The following is a 17,614-nucleotide window of genomic DNA, read 5'->3' on the forward strand; positions in this document are numbered from 1 at the left end:
GGACACTCCTGCGGTCACTTTCGTCAGGCGCTTTCGCTCTTGGTTTTCTTGGCCAGGTATTTTTCCAGCCAATGAATGTCGTAGTCGCCGTTGGCAATATCCTGATTGGCAATCAGATCCTGGAAGAGAGGCAGGGTGGTTTTCACGCCATCCACCACGAACTCGTCCAGCGCACGGCGCAGGCGCATCATGCATTCAACGCGGTTGCGACCATGCACGATGAGCTTGCCGATAAGGCTGTCGTAATATGGCGGAATGCGATAACCGGAATAGACGCCCGAATCCACGCGGATGCCGAGGCCGCCCGGCGTGTGATAATGGGTGATCAAGCCCGGCGAGGGCGCAAATGTCAGCGGATCTTCCGCGTTGATACGGCACTCGATTGCATGGCCGGAGAAGCGGATATCCTTCTGCTTTACCGACAGGCCGAGACCGGCAGCAACGCGAATCTGTTCGTGAACAAGATCGATGCCGGTGATGGCTTCCGTGATCGGATGCTCCACCTGAAGACGCGTGTTCATTTCAATGAAATAGAATTCGCCGTCTTCATAGAGGAACTCGATCGTTCCCGCACCGCGATAGCCCAGTTCCGCACAGGCATTGGCGCAGACCATGCCGATCTTGTCGCGTGCCTCGGCATTGAGCGCCGGTGAGTTGGCTTCTTCCCATACTTTCTGGTGGCGGCGCTGCAGCGAGCAGTCGCGTTCGCCCAGATGGATGGCATTGCCAGCCCCGTCACCCATGACCTGGACTTCGATGTGACGCGGCTTTTCGAGATACTTCTCGATGTAAACTGCGTCATCGCCGAAGGCTGCGCCAGCTTCGGAGCGGGCGGTTGCAAGAGCGATGGAAAGATCTTCCTCGCTGCGGGCAACCTTCATGCCGCGTCCGCCACCACCGGCCGAAGCCTTGATGATGACCGGATAGCCGATTTCCTTGGCGATGCGGGCAGCTTCCACGTCGTCCGTCACACCGCCATCGGAACCCGGAACGACCGGAATGCCGAGGCGCTTTGCAGTGCGCTTGGCTTCGATCTTGTCGCCCATGATACGGATATGCGAAGCGGTGGGGCCGATGAAGGTGATGCCGTGTGCTTCGAGAATTTCCGCAAACTTGGCGTTTTCCGACAGGAAGCCGTAACCCGGATGGATTGCGTCGGCGCCGGTGATCTCGCAGGCAGCAACAATCTGATGGATGTTCAGATAGCTGTCGCGCGACGGCGGCGGGCCGATGCACACACTTTCGTCTGCCAGGCGCACATGCATCGCGTCGGCGTCGGCCGTGGAGTGGACGGCGACGGTCTTGATGCCCAGTTCCTTGCAAGCCCTGAGCACGCGAAGAGCGATTTCGCCACGATTGGCTATGAGTATCTTTTGAAACATTGCGCTTTGCTGCCCGTTCATTGAATAAGCCGTAATCTGCTATCTTATTCGATTACGACGAGCGGCTCACCGAATTCAACCGGCTGAGCGTCTTCGATGAGGATGGCCTTCACAGTGCCGGCGCGCGGGGCCGGAATCTGGTTCATCGTCTTCATGGCTTCGATGATGAGGAGGGTCTGGCCTTCCTTCACCTGCGCGCCAACCTCGATGAAGTTGCGGGCGCCCGGAGCCGGAGCGAGATAGGCGGTGCCAACCATCGGTGACGGAACGGCGTTCTTCGACAGATCGGCCTTTGTCGGCTCGGCGGCGGCTGCAACCGGCGCAGGAGCGGCTGCAACAGGTGCTGCGGCAGGCATAACAGTCGCTGCGGCCTGGACCGTAACCTTGCGTGAAACGCGGATACGCAGGTCACCGTGCTCGACTTCGATGTCGGTCAGGTCGGTTTCATTGAGGATATCCGCCAGGTCGCGGATCGTTTCCTTGTCGATGACGGAGTTTTTGCTGGACATATCAGGCCCCTTTAACGCTTTGCCCGTTGTTTTCTTCTTCTTTGGCAATTGCCGCAAGCGCGCGCAGACCGAGCAGGTATCCTTCCGCGCCAAAGCCGCAAATAACGCCTTTGGCGACTGCGGATACATAGGAGTGATGCCGGAAAGCCTCACGCGCATGTATGTTCGAAAGATGCACTTCCACAGCCTTTACCTTGGCCGAGCGGATTGCATCATGAATAGCAACCGAAGTGTGGCTATAGGCGGCCGGATTGATGAGGACATAGGCGTCTTTATCGCCCGCTTCCTGAATCCAGGTCACCAGATCGCCTTCGTAATTGGACTGACGGAAATCGACATCAAGTCCGAGTTGTTCAGCCTCACGCTTGCAACTCGCTTCGATATCCTCGAGCGTTGCAACACCGTATATCCCCGGTTCTCGTTTGCCGAGAAGGTTGAGATTGGGGCCGTTCAAAACAAAAACCGTTTTTGCCATATCCGTCCGCGACTGATAACGCACTACCACGAAATTTCGGTATACTTCGCATTCCATATAGAGGGCTTGGACGCAAGCTGAAACCCTCTAAATCATTGCAGATGTTTTGCCGAACCGGTTTTTCCCGCTATTCTTTGCAAAATAAGGCAGGCAACACGGCAATTCTCTTCGTCTGATACAGCTGTCGAATGCCGCAGCTTAAACTGTTTCACAAATGTGATCCGTCAAGCCGCGAACCCGCTGCCTAGTTTTTCGCGCCAGCACGCGCAGCGGCGATTCTCTCGACCAGTCCATCCACGCCGATTGCGCCGGGAACCAGTTCATCGCCGATGATGTAGGATGGCGTGCCGGTGATGTTCAACTGCTGAGCCAACTGATAGGTCTGCTGGAATGCGCCGGTAATGGCCGGGTCCTTCATCTTTTCGCGCAGCTGTGTTTCATCGGCTCCCAGTTTCACGGCATCGGCGATGGCGGAATCTTCCGTAGCGCGCTCTTGCGCGCCCAACAGTACTTCGTGGAACTCAGCATATTTTTCCGGCATCAACGCTCTGAACGCCTGTGCCACGACATGCGCCTTGGCGGAATCCGGTCCGAGGATGGGGAATTCCTTCATGACGAACCGCACATTCTTGTCGGTTTTCAGGATCGCTTCCATGTCGGGCAGGGCCCGCTTGCAGTAACCGCAATTGTAGTCGAAGAACTCGTAGACAGTCACGTCGCCGTCCGGATTACCGAAGACCGCATCATGCTTCGGATCGTAAAGGGAGCTGCGATTGGCGGCCAATACCTGCTTGATCTGTTCCTGGGCTGCACGTGCCTGCTTGGTTTCAAGCGCACTTTGCACTTCCAGCATCAGTTCCGGGTTCTGGATCAGATAATTGCGCACGACATTCTCGATCGCCTGCTGGTTCATCGCCACAGGCGCCGCGGCAGGGATTTCCACCGGGGCAGCCGCCGGAGCTTGCCGGGCGGTTCCCGCGTAATAACCCAATGCAAGGGCGGCAATGCCCGCAATGCCACTGGCAACTGTTATGGAAACTGCGTTCTTCATTCCAAATTCCAATCTGTCTTGAATATCGGCGTCAGGCGTAAATTGCCGCCTTACTTGCTTTTCTTGGCATTGATGATGTCCTGCGCACGAAGCCACTCCGGAGAGCGGGGCTTCATCTGCTTTTGCGCGCGGATGGCGAATATCTGGGCCTGCTGAAGCTTGCCAGAATAATAGTTCATGTCGGCGGTGGCGAGGTCTGCGAGCGCCATATCCCCTTGCTGGCCATATGCCTGCGCGAGATAGGCATAGCCGCCTGGAAACTCCGGATCGGATGCGATGCCGGCCTTGATCTCCTTGATCGCCGTCGGCATGTTCGCCTTGGCGCCGGTGAGCATAAGGGCGCGCCCATAGCTCATGCGCAACAGCGGCGATTTACGCGGATCGAGCGAAACAGCCTTCTGGAAAGCCTTTGCCGCTCCCGAAGCATCGTTTGCTTTCAGCAGGACTTCGCCGCGCATTTCCTGGAAATATGGGCTCTTCGGCTGCTCCTTGACCAAGGCATCGAACTTGGGCAATGCGGCGCGGGCCGAGCCGTTCAGGAATGTCGTGATGGCATTGCCATAACGGGCAGGGAGGCCGCCGGGATTATTGCGGAACATGCGTTGAAGCGCGCCCATATTGCCCGAATAAGCGGCGATCTTCGCGCGCGCCATATCGTGGCGCAGCTGAAGGGCCGGTGAATCGGTCTTGTTGAAATAGGGGCTCTTTCTCGCAAGCTCTTCCAGATTGGCAATGCGCTCACGCGGCAATGGGTGGCTGATGCGGTACTGATCGATCTGTGTGCCGGTGAGCGACAAGGCCGATGCAAAGCGCTCGAAAGTGTCGAGCATTCCCTTGGTGGATTGCCCGGTGGCATTGAGATAGTTCACGGCGAGGCGATCGGCCGTCATTTCCTCGGTGCGCTGATAGTTGAGCACACTGCGCATGGCCATTTCGCCCGAACCCATTGCGATACCCGCGCCGGCACCTGCCGCGTTGCCGCTACCGCTTGCGGCACCGGCCACACCCGCGCCAACGCCCAGCAGCATGCCGATGATCGCCATATTGCGAGCCCGGCTCAATTGTTCGCGCAGGCGCTCCTGATGGCCGCCCGCGAGGTGGCCCGATTCGTGCGCGATCACACCGATGATTTCATTGGGTGTTTCCGCCTGCATGATTGCGCCCGTGTTGATGAAAATACGGCGGCCATCAACGAAGGCATTGAAACTCGGCGAATTGACCAGGATGACGCGAACGCCGCGGCCGCCCAGTCCGGCCGCCTTGAGGATCGGTGCGGCATAATCGGCAACAAGGGCCTCGATTTCCGCGTCTCGAACGATGGGAACGCCACCCCCGCGCGACTGCGCGAATGCGGGCAGGGCACTGGTGACGGCTATGGACGCCGCGGCCATTACAGCGACCGAACGTCTGACCATCCTATGGAAAGAAAATCTTCTGGCTGGGAAAGGTGAAGTCATCATCCCCATCGTGCTGCTCTTCCTTCTTCAAACCGGCGCGAATCTTATAGCCTTTGCTTTCAATCACCGATAGGCGGAGGTTGGGATAATCTATTTGGTCGTATTTTCTCGAAAGGTGCTGTTGCTTTAGCAATCCGGCGATTATACGGCGGGTTCAGAAAGCGACATTCGCAATTTTTTGGAGGTAATGGTGGTTACTCTTTCCAGCCGCAGCGCAGTTGAGCCCTTTCACGCCATGGACGTTCTGGCAGAGGCCAACCGCCGTCGTGCAGCCGGGCATCCGATCATTTCCATGGCGGTAGGCCAGCCAGCCGATCCCGCACCCGCCGCTGTCCGGCAAGCTGCCGAACGCGCCTTGAAGGACGGGCGCATCGGCTATACGGACGCTCTGGGGCTGATTGAACTGCGGGAGGCGATTGCTGCGCATTATGCCGATCACTACGGGATTTCGGTCTCGCCGGAACGCATTGCCGTAACCACTGGCTCATCCGCTGCCTTCAATCTGGCCTTTGTCGTCTATTTCGATCCGGGCGACCGGGTTGCCATTACACGCCCCGGCTATCCCGCCTACCGCAACATATTGACCGCGCTTGGCCTTGAGGTCGTGGAGATACCGACGGGCAATGGAACCTCGGCGTCATTGACCGCCGAAGCGCTTGCGGCGGCGCATGCCGAGAAACCTTTGAAGGGCGTTCTGTTTGCAAGCCCGGCCAATCCGACCGGCGCTGTCATCGACAAGCCGGAACTCAAGGCGATCATTGAAACGGCTCGCGATCTGGGTATCCGGGTGATCTCGGACGAAATCTATCACCGGCTTTCCTACGAGGCGGATGATGTCACCGCGTTGGAGATTTCCAATGATGTGACCGTCATCAACTCATTCTCAAAATATTACTGCATGACCGGCTGGCGTATCGGCTGGATGGTTTTGCCCGAAAGCGATACGCGCGCCATCGAGCGACTGAGCCAGAGCCTTTATATCTCCGCACCGGAGCTTTCGCAGCGCGCCGCCATCGAAGCCTTCCATGCAACGGCGGAACTTGAACGGGTGAAGGATCGCTATCGCCAGAACCGGCTGATCCTGCTGGATCATCTCCCACGTATCGGCCTCAGCCTTGCTGCGCCGATGGACGGGGCCTTTTATGCTTATTGCGATGTATCGCGTTTCACCAATGACAGTATGGAATTTGCCCGCCGGATGATCGCCGAAATCAACATTGCAGCAACCCCGGGACGCGATTTCGATCCGCTGGACGGCCATCGGACGATGCGCTTTTCCTATGCGGGCAAGATCGAGGAAATGGAAGAGGCTGTTCGCCGGTTAGAAGACTGGTTGCCACAGCAGAGAGCCTGAACCCCGGCTCGGGCCCTGGAAAACTAAGCTTCTGGAGCATTTCCAGCAAAAGCGTGAAACGTCTACGCGGGGAAATCAGTTCACTGGACTGATTTCTTAACCCGCTTCGATGCGTTGGATAATGCGATAAAACAAATAGTTAGAGCGGCTCCCGGCGACTCTGTCAGAGCAGGAACTGCTCTAAAGCAAAGAAAAACCGGCGTTTCCGCCGGTTTTTTCATTTCAATCCTGAAGCGGTTCTCAGAAGAAGCCCTTCTTCTGCCACCAGCCGGCGCGCTTGGGCTTCTGCTCTTCGCTTTCGCTTGAGGTTACAACAGGTTCCGCATTCTTCTCCGGTTCGGCAATCGTCGCCACGTCAGCTTCAATCGCCACCGTGTCTTCGACTTCGGCCGCTGGCTTTGCCGCTGCTCGGCGGGTACGACGCTTGGGCTTTTCCGCTTCTGCTTCGGGTTCGTCGGTGGCTTCAACCGCCACCGGTTCGGCAGGAGCCTCTTCGACCGCCTTCTTGCGAGCGCGGGTCTTGCGGGCGGGCTTCGCAGGCTTTTCTTCAGCCTCAGCTGCAACAACCTCCTCAGCCGCATCTTCAGTCTTGGCAGACTTGCGGGCGCGGGGCTTGCGTGCAGGCTTGGCTGGCTTCTCTTCGGCCACCGGTTCTACCGCTGGAGCAGGCGTTTCCGCGGCTTCTGCGGCTGGTTCGACCGCTACGGCTGCTATTTCTTCGACTACTGTTTCCTCGATCTTTACCGGCAGGACCGGCGTGTATCCGACAAACTCGGGATCAGGAACCTTGCGCGCACGCGGTTCATCGTCGCGACGATTCTTGCGACCGCCCCGGCGACCGCGGCGGCGCTTCTTGCGACGATCTTCCTCGCTCAAGGAAGCATTGGAAGATGTTTGTTGAGACTCATCGGCATCATCGTCTTCGTCAGACGATTCTTCCGAGACGGAATCGGACTTCGCGGACTGCTCCTGGCCCTCGCGATCACGACCGCCGCGACGACGGCGACGGCGACGGCGCTTGCGGTCACCTTCTTCACCGCGCTCTTCAGAAGCCTGAACATCAGCCTTCGTTTCTTCTTCGGCTTCGTCCTCATCGACCGGGATTTCCGGATCTTCGATATCGTCCTCGATATAGGCCATCGGCTGCACCGGCGGCTGGGTGATAGGCCGTGTGGATGGCGCACCCTTGTCGATGACGAAATGCTGATAGCCGACGCTCTCATCGGCATCAATGCTGATCGCTACACCAAAGCGTCCTTCCAGATCAGCCAGAAGCTGACGCTTGTGATTGAGGACATAAAGCGCCGACGAAGCCGGTGTGCGGACGTGAATGTCGAAACCGGAATGACGCAGCAGATAATCCTCGATGCCGCGAATGATGTGCAGCGCCATGGAGGAATCCGAGCGGATATGGCCGGTGCCGCCGCAATGCGGGCAGACCTGCATCGTGCTTTCAAGCACGGATGCACGGATACGCTGGCGCGACATTTCCAGAAGGCCGAAATGCGAGATGCGGCCCACCTGAATGCGGGCGCGATCATCCTTCAGGCAGTCCTTCATCTTCTTTTCGACAGCGCGATTGTTGCGCTTTTCTTCCATGTCGATGAAGTCGACGACGATCAGGCCGGCAAGGTCGCGCAGGCGCAGCTGGCGCGCAACCTCTTCGGCAGCTTCCAGATTGGTCTGGAGCGCCGTGTCCTCGATGGAATGCTCTCGTGTCGAGCGACCCGAATTGACGTCGATGGCAACCAGCGCTTCCGTCTGGTTGATGATCAGGTAGCCGCCCGATTTGAGCGTGACCTGCGGCAGCAACATGCGGTCGAGCTGGGCTTCCACGCCGTTGCGTGTGAAGATTGGCACCTGCTCACGGTAAGGCTGGACGACCTTGGCATGGCTCGGCATGAGCATGCGCATAAAGTCTTTGGCCTCGCGGTAGCCGTTTTCGCCGGAAACGAGGATTTCCGAAATGTCCTTGTTGTAAAGGTCACGGATCGAACGCTTGATCAGGCTGCCTTCCTCATAGACGAGGGCAGGCGCCGTCGATTGCAGCGTCAGCGTGCGCACATTTTCCCAAAGACGCATCAGATATTCGTAGTCGCGCTTGACTTCGGCCTTGGTCCGGTTTGCGCCAGCCGTGCGCAGGATCACACCCATGCCCTGCGGCACTTCGAGTTCCTTTACGATCTCCTTGAGGCGCTTGCGGTCCTGAGGGTTGGTGATCTTGCGCGAAATGCCGCCGCCGCGCGCAGTGTTCGGCATCAGAACCGAATAGCGTCCCGCAAGCGAGAGATAGGTGGTGAGAGCCGCGCCCTTGTTGCCGCGCTCTTCCTTGACGACCTGAACCAGAAGAATCTGGCGACGCTTGATCACTTCCTGAATGTTGTACTGGCGGCGATTGGTGCGCGCATGCGTCGGAAGCTCTTCAAGCGCGTCTTCCGAACCAACGGATTCGACCATGTCCTCTTCATGTTCAATGTCATCCTCATCCCCGTTATCGAGGGCTTCTGAGATCACATCGCTTTTTTGCGAGAGGGCCATGGCCGGTGTGCCGGGCACGTAATTTTCAAATGCCGGACCGACCGGCTCAGCCGCCGGCAATCCGTTGTCGGACGCATTGGCCTGCGCGTCGCCGTTCTGGCCGTCACGGCGTCCGCGACGCCGGTTACGGCGAGACCTGTCATTCCGATCATTCCGCTCGCTCCGCTCACTCTTGGCGCGCGGCTCGTCTTCGTCGTCTTCCGCACGTGCGGCTTTGGCTTCCGCCTCAAGCAGCGCGAGACGATCAGCTACCGGGATCTGGTAGTAGTCGGGATGAATTTCCGAAAATGCGAGGAAGCCATGACGGTTGCCGCCATATTCCACGAACGCAGCCTGAAGCGAAGGTTCGACGCGGGTTACGCGTGCGAGGTAGATGTTGCCTTTCAGCTGCTTCTTATGTTCCGACTCGAAGTCGAATTCTTCAATCTTGTTGCCCCGAGTAACGATGACCCGGGTCTCCTCCGGGTGGGAGGCATCTATAAGCATTTTGTTGGACATTATTGTCTTTCCTGCCGGCGCGAAGACGCAAAACGCGTGCGCCGGACGAAACCCTGCGGGCTGTCGTGCTCATTGCGTTGCATCTGCCGGATGGTTCTGGGTTCGTCGGAATAAAAGCTGCTGCCTCCGCGCGCGATGGCCTCGTGGCGATCACGGTCTTCAGGCTCGCAATGGTCAGTCTTGCTTGACCCATAGCTGTTCCGAACGAAACGACCTCATATATGACCCGGGAAAGCCGGGTCGACCTCTTTGCTCTTTTCGAGCGTTGGCGACAGCACGTAAAGATGCGCAGTCGGCCGATGGAAACGGAGGGCGGGGGAGCCACATCTCCGCTGAATTCTGTGCCGGTTATTGGGAGCGACGAATGAATATGCCGCTGTTTTCGCTACCATTCCTTGCGGTTCGTTTAGAGAACCGGCAAACGATTCTGATAGTTCACCCAAAACCTTCCATAGCTTTTATGGCGTCGTTTGAACGATGACAAGTGCGAATATCATTTGACTTTCGCATCGCAATTTCGCCGAAAGCTGAGTATAGGCCCGATTCAAGGTCGAAATACGGCTGGAAATCCTTCATTAACTGTAGTTCTGTACGAGTGTTTCAATGGGTATTCGAGCGAGAGGGTGCAGGACAAGCGTGCCGGTATCGCGATTATTGATACCAGTCATCCAAATGATGTTCCTGATTGTGGCAGCCGATGCATTTTCGAAGCGCTGAAAACGCGATGACACGATTGCTGAATTTGCGATGCCTTCTGGCGTTGTTGGCCCTTTTGTCGGTTCTGCCGTTCCAGTCCGCCTCCGTCTATGCGGCCGATCGCGTGACTTCGCCGCTGGCTGCGCTGACTTTCCGGATGGCGGGCGACGATTTGCGGACGCGCATCGTCGTCATGTTCGACAGGGAGCCCAAGCTGTCGACCCTGCTTCTCGACAATCCGCATCGGCTTGTCGTCGATCTGCCTGAAACACGCTTCGGTTTCGATGAAAAGAGTATGGAGCCTCGGGGCCTCGTGTCTCGCGTTCGCTACGGCCTCGTGGGCAAGGGGCGTTCGCGCCTCATCCTGACACTCCGCGGTCCGTTCAAGGTGGCGGATCTGCGCGTTCTGAAAAATGAAAGCGCATCAGGCTATCGCCTTGTGGCGGATATTGTTGCGACCTCAGACCGGGAATTTGCGGATCAGTTGCAGGGCCGCAAGGAAATAACCAGTTCCACCGATCGCGATGAAAAGCCGGTTCGGGCCGCGTCGCAGAATGGGACGGCTCGCCCGTTCACGATCATGATCGATCCCGGGCACGGTGGAATTGACAGTGGCGCGGAAAGCCTTAGCGGCATCAAGGAAAAAGACCTGACGCTCGCTTTCGGGCAGGAACTCAGAGATCGTCTGGCGCAGGACAAGAACATCAAGGTTCTCATGACGCGCGAGGACGACACTTTTCTGCGGCTTTCCGAAAGGGTGAGGATCGCCCGCCAGCATGAAGCGGATTTGTTCATCTCCATCCATGCCGATACGATCAACCAGCACGATATTCGCGGCGCGACGGTTTATACGATTTCCGACAAGGCATCGGACTCTGTTGCGCGCGCCATGGCTGAGCGGGAAAACAAGTCCGACACCCTTGCAGGTGCGGCGCCCGAGGAGCAGCCCGAGGTTACCGACATTCTTCTCGATCTGACCAGGCGGGAAACGCACACATTTTCGCTGAGCTTTGCCGAAAAGGTGATTCACTCCCTGCAAGGGCAGGTGAACCTCATCAACAATCCGCATCGCTTTGCCGGTTTTCAGGTGCTGCGCGCGCCGGACGTGCCATCCGTGTTGATCGAAATCGGATATTTGTCCAATGCCGAGGACGAAAAGCTTATCAGCAACCCCGAGTGGCGCAAGAAGCTCGCGGACAGGCTTGCGATTGCGATCAAGGCGTTTGAAGCGCTGAAACATCCCGCAAGCCTCAGCAAAGGGTAGGGACCCTGAAATATGGAGAACTGTGGCGATGTCTCTTAAATGCGCTACATCTTATAAGATGCAGGCATGCAACAGTTTAACGGATTTTCGTCATGCAGGCGAAAGCAGCAGCGTTAAATTGGTAAAAACACGTAAACCATCTTGCCTTTGACTCATTTGCTGGTCACTAAGCCAGTGATTGCCTCATGGCATAATTGGGTTAAAGGGTTGGCTGTTCGTGCTTTGACCCTTATCATGTGAATAATCTGAAGGCAGGATTCCGCATTTATGGTAAGGCTTATCGGATATTTCTTCGGGATCGGAACGGTGCTGATGCTCCTCGTGGCAGGTGGCGTCGCCCTTTACGTCGGAAGTCTCACGAAGGATCTGCCAGATTACGAGGTGCTCGCAAAATACGAGCCGCCTGTAATGACGCGCGTTCATGCCTCGGATGGTAGCCTCATGGCGGAGTTTGCCCGTGAGCGCCGTCTTTATATTCCCATTCAGGCGGTGCCGAACCGCGTGAAGGCCGCTTTCGTTTCGGCTGAAGACAAGACCTTCTATGAGCATCATGGTCTTGATTTCGCCGGCCTTGCCCGCGCCATGTTGACGAACGTCAAGAATATGGGGTCCGGTCGCCGTCCGGTAGGCGCGTCCACCATCACGCAGCAGGTTGCAAAGAACTTCCTCCTGACGTCCAAGCAGACCTATGATCGCAAGATCAAGGAAGCCATCCTCGCGATGCGCATCGAGCAGGCCTATTCCAAGGACCGTATTCTCGAGCTTTACCTCAACGAAATCTTCTTCGGCCTTGGTTCCTACGGTATTGCCAGCGCGGCTCTGACTTATTTCGACAAATCGGTCGGCGAACTTTCCATCGCCGAAAGCGCATATCTTGCCGCCTTGCCGAAGGGCCCGAACAATTATCACCCCTTCCGCCAGCCAGAGCGCGCTATCGAGCGCCGCAACTGGGTCATCGACCGGATGAGTGAAAACGGCTACATCACCGCGGAAGAAGCGACCGAAGCCAAGAAGCAGCCGCTGGGCGTGAAGGAGCGTTCGGACGCCCATTACGTGTTTGCCTCGGAATATTTCACCGAAGAAGTTCGCCGCCAGATCATCCAGAAATATGGTGTCGATGCGCTTTATGAAGGCGGTCTTTCCGTTCGCACCACGCTGAACCCGACGCTGCAGGTCGAGGCGCGCAAGTCCTTGCAGGCTGCGCTGCTGCGCTATGACGAGGCTCGCGGCTGGCGTGGCCCCATGAAGAATGTCGAACTTGGCAACGACTGGGGTACGGCATTCGGCGACATGCAGTCCTATACGGATGTGCCCGAGTGGCAGCTTGCGATCGTGCTCAATGTTTCCGCCGCTGGCGCAGATATCGGTCTGCAGCCGCCGCTTGAGGCATCGGGCTCGCGCAGCAAGGAACGCAAGCGCGCATTCATCGCGGCCGATGACATGAAGTGGGCGATGCGCATCGTGAATATCGGTGGCAAGCGCACCAGCGCCAAATCACCGGAAGGCGTGCTGAAAACGGGCGACATTATCTATGTCTCCAAGACCGGCGAATCTCGTTTCCGTCTCCAGCAGCCGCCGAAGCTCGAAGGTGCGCTCGTTGCCATGGACCCGCACACAGGCCGTGTTCTGGCCATGGTCGGCGGCTTTTCCTACGCGGAATCGGAGTTCAACCGCGCAACGCAGGCCTATCGCCAGCCCGGTTCGTCGTTCAAGCCGTTCGTCTATGCTGCGGCCCTCGATAATGGCTATACGCCTGCTTCCGTGGTTCTGGACGGCCCGCTGGAAGTCAATCAGGGCGGTACGCTGGGCGTCTGGGCACCGAAGAACTATTCGGGCAAGTTCTCGGGCCCGTCCACGCTGCGCTACGGTATCGAACAGTCACGTAACGTCATGACCGTGCGTCTCGCGCAGGACATGGGCATGAAGCTCGTCGCTGAATATGCGGAACGCTTTGGCATCTACGACAAGATGCTGCCCGTTCTCTCCATGGCGCTTGGTGCCGGTGAAACGACCGTTCTGCGCATGGTGACGGCCTATTCCATCATGGCGAATGGCGGCCAGAGCATAACGCCGTCAATGATCGACCGTATTCAGGATCGTTACGGCAAGACCGTGTTCAAGCACGATGCGCGCCAGTGCGAAGGCTGCAATGCACAGGACTGGGCCAATCAGGACGAGCCGACGCTGATCGATAACCGGGATCAGGTACTCGATCCCATGACGGCTTATCAGATCACCTCGATGATGGAAGGCGTCGTTCAGCGCGGCACGGCTCAGATTTTGAAGAGCCTCGACCGCCCGATGGCTGGCAAGACCGGTACGACCAACGATGAGAAGGACGCTTGGTTCGTTGGTTTCACGCCCGATCTCGTAGTCGGCGTGTTCATGGGCTATGATACGCCCACACCGCTTGGCCGTGGCAATACGGGCGGCGGTCTCGCAGCGCCTGTGTTCAAGTCCTTCATGGAGCAGGCTCTGGCCGGAACGCCGAAAGTGGATTTCCGCGTGCCTGAGGGCATGACGGTCATCGCTATCAACCGCAAGACCGGTATGCGTGCCAATCAGGGCGATCCGAATGTGATTATGGAAGCTTTCAAGCCGGGTACGGGACCATCAGACAGCTATTCTGTCATCGGCATGGATTCCTTCCGCGAAGGTTCTCCGGTTGCGCCGCAGTCGCCGCAGGCAACCCGCGCTATCAACTCAGGATCAGGCGGACTTTACTGACCGGGAAAAACGGGGCTTTACCCTTTACACTGCGCCGCGTGCTCACTATGGTCCGCGGCGCCTGGACTGTCTGTCCATGCCCGAAAGTCTGGGCCTCTTAACGACCGGCTCAGCTTCTCAATTGAATAGAATGATATTGAAGGAACGATTTGCCCATGCGCGCGGAAATCGAGACGCTGGTTGACGAAATCCAGCAGGCCATAAGCCTGCTGAGGAGGCATCTTTGACTGGGATCAGGCGATAAAACGTCTCGGCTATCTCAACCAGAAAGCTGAAGATCCCACACTCTGGAATGATGCCCAGGAGGCCCAGAAGCTGATGCGCGAGCGCCAGCAGCTGGAAGACAGCATCAATGGCATCAATCATCTGACCCAGACGCTGAACGACAGCATCGAACTGATCGCCATGGGCGAGGAAGAAAATGACAAGTCGATCATTCAGGATGCGGAAAACACCATCCGCGAACTGAAGGAAGAGATCGACCGTCGCCAGATCGATATGCTCCTGTCGGGCGAAGCCGATGCGAACGACACCTATGTCGAAGTGCACGCCGGTGCCGGTGGCACCGAAAGCCAGGACTGGGCGTCGATGCTGCTGCGCATGTATACGCGCTGGGCGGAACGCAATGGCCGCAAGGTCGAAGTGATGGAAGTGCACGAAGGCGAAGAAGCGGGCATCAAGTCCGCGACCATTCTCGTCAAGGGGCACAACTCATATGGCATGATGAAGACCGAATCGGGCGTCCATCGTCTGGTCCGTATTTCGCCTTATGACTCCAACGCCCGTCGCCATACGTCTTTCGCCAGCATCTGGGTATATCCTGTCATCGATGACAATATCGACGTGCAGGTCACGGAAGCAGATGTTCGCATCGATACCTACCGCGCTTCGGGTGCTGGCGGCCAGCACGTCAATACGACCGACTCGGCAGTGCGTATCACGCATATTGCGACCGGGATCGTGGTGCAGTGCCAGGCGGAACGCTCTCAGCACAAGAACCGCGAAAAGGCATGGTCGATGCTGCGCGCTCGCCTTTATGAAGAGGAACTGAAAAAGCGCGAAGCGGCGACGGATGCTGCGAATGCCACCAAGACCGATATCGGTTGGGGACACCAGATTCGCTCCTACGTCCTGCAGCCCTATCAGCTGGTCAAGGACCTGCGCACCGGTGTGGAAAGCACCAACCCGCAGGAAGTGCTGGATGGTTCCGTCACGCCGTTCATGGAAGCGGCGCTCGCGCACCGTATTCAGGGCGGCGGTGAACTGATCGACGATATCGATTGATTGCTCACTATCTGCACGGCATAGAAAACAAAACCCGGCTTCGGCCGGGTTTTTCGTTGCAGAAACTCAGAGTAACGGCTCGATCTGTTTTCCGACCTTGAGAAAATTGACCGGATTGATTGCACGTCCGTTTTCACGGACTTCATAATGCAGGTGGCTGCCGGTCGAACGTCCGGAGCTTCCCGCTTCGCCGACAACAACTCCGGCGGCAACCTGCTGCCCGTCGCGTACAAGGACCCGGCTTAGATGCGCAAAACGGGTCGAGAAGCCGTTACCATGATCGATCTCGACCATATTGCCATACCCGCCGAAGCGGCCCGCCTTCACGACCTTGCCCGCTGCGGTGGACTTTACGGTCTGGCCGTAGGCTGCGCGAAAATCGATGCCGGAATGAAAAGCAGCCGTACCGAGAAACGGATCACGGCGCACGCCGAACAGGCTGGTTAGGGGGTTCCCTGGAGCCGGATTGGCAAGGGGAAGGGCGCTCACACGCTTGCGGACCTGATCGAGCCGGTCAAGCGCGCTATCGAGATTACGCAACTGCATGTCGAAATCATTAACCACTGTGCCGGGCGACGAAACCGGGATAAGCGGTCCGCCCATCGCCACAGATGCGTTGCCGGGCGTTTCGATACGCAGTCCGGCGGCGTTCAAAGTGTCGAGAATGCTGTCTGCTTTTTCATAGGCGGCATCGGCCAGCACTCGCACCTTGCCATTCTGCTCGCTTTCGATGCGATGAAGGTTATGGGTGATGGTGGCAAGTATCTTGTCGGAAGTTTCAAGCGTTGATTCACCCGAAATCCCGCCAGAAAGGCGCAATCCTGCCGAACCGGCATCCGCACGGCGATCAGGCTTTCCAGCCGGCAATTTTCCGGGCACAGGACCGGTGATGATTGGATCGATGCCGGGGAAATCGCGTCCGGCAAGGGCTTCATTGGGGATATACTGGCTGTGCTGCTCAATATCCGGCGCCGTTTCCGCAGGCATTTCCGGCATTGGCTGCAATTGCGAAGCCCGTTCCAGCAGTGGCGCAAGTTTGCCGTCACGTGCGCTCAATGTCTGCTGACGCTGCATCAGTTCAGCAACCTTGTTCTCCATCACCTGCTGATCCAGCATCTGTCGGCTGGTGATACGGTCAACTTCGGTGCGAAGCGCTGAAATGCGGTCTTCATAAAGCTGCTGGTTGCGGGCATGGCGCGCGATGCCGGCACTCATGAGATCATCGCGAAGCACCAGGTAAGCCGTCGCGCCAAGGTACCCTGCTGAGAGAGCGAGAAAAACCGCGCCGCCAAGAACTGTCATCCAGGGGCGCAACGTGAAATGGCTGATCTTTTCGCCGCGCGCAATGATCAGGACAGGCGGTTCCTTGCGCTCTCCGAACACCTTTTTCGTGGATGTTTTCGCCTGATTCCCAGTCATGCCAACCGCATGCCCCTTCTCGATTCCCTTACCTGATTACAACTTATTAGGGTTAACAGACCTTTACATTCGGAGCTTGCGCGGACCGTGCGACGAGGTTTGTTTTTACCGAAGGGACTGGCGGGATAAGGGCTAGATGGATACCGGGGACAGCGAACGATAAAAGGACGGGGTCAAGCCCGCTTCGGCACGTGCCAGTTCGTTGAAGGGCGGCTTCAAGTCGGCGCGGAAGTTTGCACGCACCAGCTCCTGAAATCTCGCGACCGGGTCGATTCTGTTCCGGGCACAGAAAAAACGAAACCATTTGGCGCCGACGGCGACATGCGTTTTCTCGTCATTGTAGATGACGTCCAGAATTGCAGCGGTCTCATGATCGCCAGTCTCGATCATTTTCTCCAGCAAGGATGGGGTCACATCGAGCCCACGAGCCTCGAGAATAAGCGGTACAACAGCGAGACGGGCTTCGAGATCGTTGCGGGTCTGGTGGGCGGATTGCCAGAGCCCATCATGGGCGGGCATGTCACCGTAATCCGCACCCAACGACTTGAGGCGATCGCGCAGCAGTGTGAAATGCCGGGCTTCATCATCGGCGACTTTCATCCAGCCGTCGAAGAAACTGCGTGGTATCGGTTTGGCGGCGAAACGGGCAACAATGTCCAGCGCAAGATCGATGGCGTTCAACTCGATATGGGCGAGGGCGTGCATCAAGGCGATGCGCCCGTGTTCCGTGTTGAGCGATCGCTTCTTCAGCATCCGCGGAGGTACGAGTTCCGGCTTTTCAGGCCGTCCGGGACGCTCGGGCAAGGGCGGATCGAGCGGACTGCGAACCGACAGTGTGCGGCCAAACCAACGGGCGGCAGTTTCTCGTGTCAGCCGGACCTTTTCGTCAAGATCGCTGGCGGATATGGCGCGGATGGCATTGCCGCGCAGCGTCTGTTCGTGAGATGGCTTTTTTGTCAT

13 protein-coding genes are annotated in these 17,614 nt (G+C 57.6%); 5 read left to right on the forward strand and 8 right to left on the reverse strand.

The annotated features are described in order from the left end of the window. Positions 1 to 23: 23 nt before the first annotated feature. The 5 genes from accC to OINT_RS05015 form a co-directional block, all read right to left on the reverse strand. Complete coding sequence (accC, locus tag OINT_RS04995) at positions 24 to 1,382, reverse strand: acetyl-CoA carboxylase biotin carboxylase subunit (protein WP_006472125.1); 1,359 nt, start codon at positions 1,380 to 1,382, stop codon at positions 24 to 26. 44 nt (positions 1,383 to 1,426) lie between these two features. Then, positions 1,427 to 1,891, reverse strand: coding sequence for an acetyl-CoA carboxylase biotin carboxyl carrier protein (gene accB / locus OINT_RS05000; protein WP_006466687.1), 465 nt, complete (start codon positions 1,889 to 1,891; stop codon positions 1,427 to 1,429). 1 nt (position 1,892) lies between these two features. Beyond that, positions 1,893 to 2,366, reverse strand: a complete 474-nt coding sequence (gene aroQ, locus OINT_RS05005) for a type II 3-dehydroquinate dehydratase (RefSeq protein ID WP_006472126.1) — start codon at positions 2,364 to 2,366, stop codon at positions 1,893 to 1,895. A gap of 244 nt (positions 2,367 to 2,610) precedes the next feature. Continuing rightward, positions 2,611 to 3,417, reverse strand: coding sequence for a DsbA family protein (locus OINT_RS05010; protein WP_022567802.1), 807 nt, complete (start codon positions 3,415 to 3,417; stop codon positions 2,611 to 2,613). Between the two features lie 50 nt (positions 3,418 to 3,467). Continuing rightward, the gene (locus OINT_RS05015) at positions 3,468 to 4,883 is read right to left on the reverse strand and encodes a M48 family metalloprotease (RefSeq protein ID WP_039852546.1); all 1,416 of its coding nucleotides are present in this window, start codon (positions 4,881 to 4,883) and stop codon (positions 3,468 to 3,470) included. A 181-nt stretch (positions 4,884 to 5,064) separates the two neighbouring features. On the opposite strand from OINT_RS05015, the gene OINT_RS05020 reads away from it, so the two are divergent. Beyond that, entirely contained in the window at positions 5,065 to 6,228 is a 1,164-nt protein-coding gene (locus OINT_RS05020) for a pyridoxal phosphate-dependent aminotransferase (RefSeq protein ID WP_039852934.1), read from the forward strand. A gap of 240 nt (positions 6,229 to 6,468) precedes the next feature. Here OINT_RS05020 and OINT_RS05025 read toward each other — a convergent pair whose 3' ends face one another. Further along, complete coding sequence (locus OINT_RS05025) at positions 6,469 to 9,264, reverse strand: Rne/Rng family ribonuclease (RefSeq protein WP_006466694.1); 2,796 nt, start codon at positions 9,262 to 9,264, stop codon at positions 6,469 to 6,471. A gap of 2 nt (positions 9,265 to 9,266) precedes the next feature. Here OINT_RS05025 and OINT_RS05030 point away from each other — a divergent pair, with 2 nt between their 5' ends. The 4 genes from OINT_RS05030 (at position 9,267) to prfB (ending at position 15,235) form a co-directional block, all read left to right on the forward strand. Then, positions 9,267 to 9,452 carry a hypothetical protein gene (locus tag OINT_RS05030; protein ID WP_006466695.1) on the forward strand — a complete coding sequence of 62 codons (186 nt, stop codon included), beginning with the start codon at positions 9,267 to 9,269 and terminating at the stop codon, positions 9,450 to 9,452. A gap of 536 nt (positions 9,453 to 9,988) precedes the next feature. After that, positions 9,989 to 11,224: an N-acetylmuramoyl-L-alanine amidase gene (locus tag OINT_RS05035; protein WP_031352776.1), complete on the forward strand. Its 1,236-nt coding sequence runs from the start codon at positions 9,989 to 9,991 to the stop codon at positions 11,222 to 11,224. A gap of 267 nt (positions 11,225 to 11,491) precedes the next feature. Beyond that, the gene (locus tag OINT_RS05040) at positions 11,492 to 13,951 is read left to right on the forward strand and encodes a penicillin-binding protein 1A (RefSeq protein WP_006466698.1); all 2,460 of its coding nucleotides are present in this window, start codon (positions 11,492 to 11,494) and stop codon (positions 13,949 to 13,951) included. Between the two features lie 155 nt (positions 13,952 to 14,106). Continuing rightward, a protein-coding gene (gene prfB / locus OINT_RS05045) for a peptide chain release factor 2 (RefSeq protein ID WP_100647369.1) occupies positions 14,107 to 15,235 on the forward strand; the annotation gives its coding sequence in 2 pieces (ribosomal slippage) (positions 14,107 to 14,175 and positions 14,177 to 15,235; 1,128 coding nt in all). A gap of 66 nt (positions 15,236 to 15,301) precedes the next feature. Here the strand turns inward: prfB and OINT_RS05050 are convergent. Together OINT_RS05050 and OINT_RS05055 are read right to left on the reverse strand one after the other, a co-directional pair. Next, on the reverse strand, positions 15,302 to 16,654 hold the full coding sequence (locus OINT_RS05050; protein WP_006466700.1) for a M23 family metallopeptidase: 1,353 nt from the start codon (positions 16,652 to 16,654) through the stop codon (positions 15,302 to 15,304). A gap of 132 nt (positions 16,655 to 16,786) precedes the next feature. Then, complete coding sequence (locus OINT_RS05055) at positions 16,787 to 17,614, reverse strand: ferritin-like domain-containing protein (RefSeq protein ID WP_006466701.1); 828 nt, start codon at positions 17,612 to 17,614, stop codon at positions 16,787 to 16,789.

Origin of the sequence: Brucella intermedia LMG 3301, assembly GCF_000182645.1 — a bacterium.
GTDB classification, from domain to species: Bacteria; Pseudomonadota; Alphaproteobacteria; order Rhizobiales; family Rhizobiaceae; genus Brucella; species Brucella intermedia.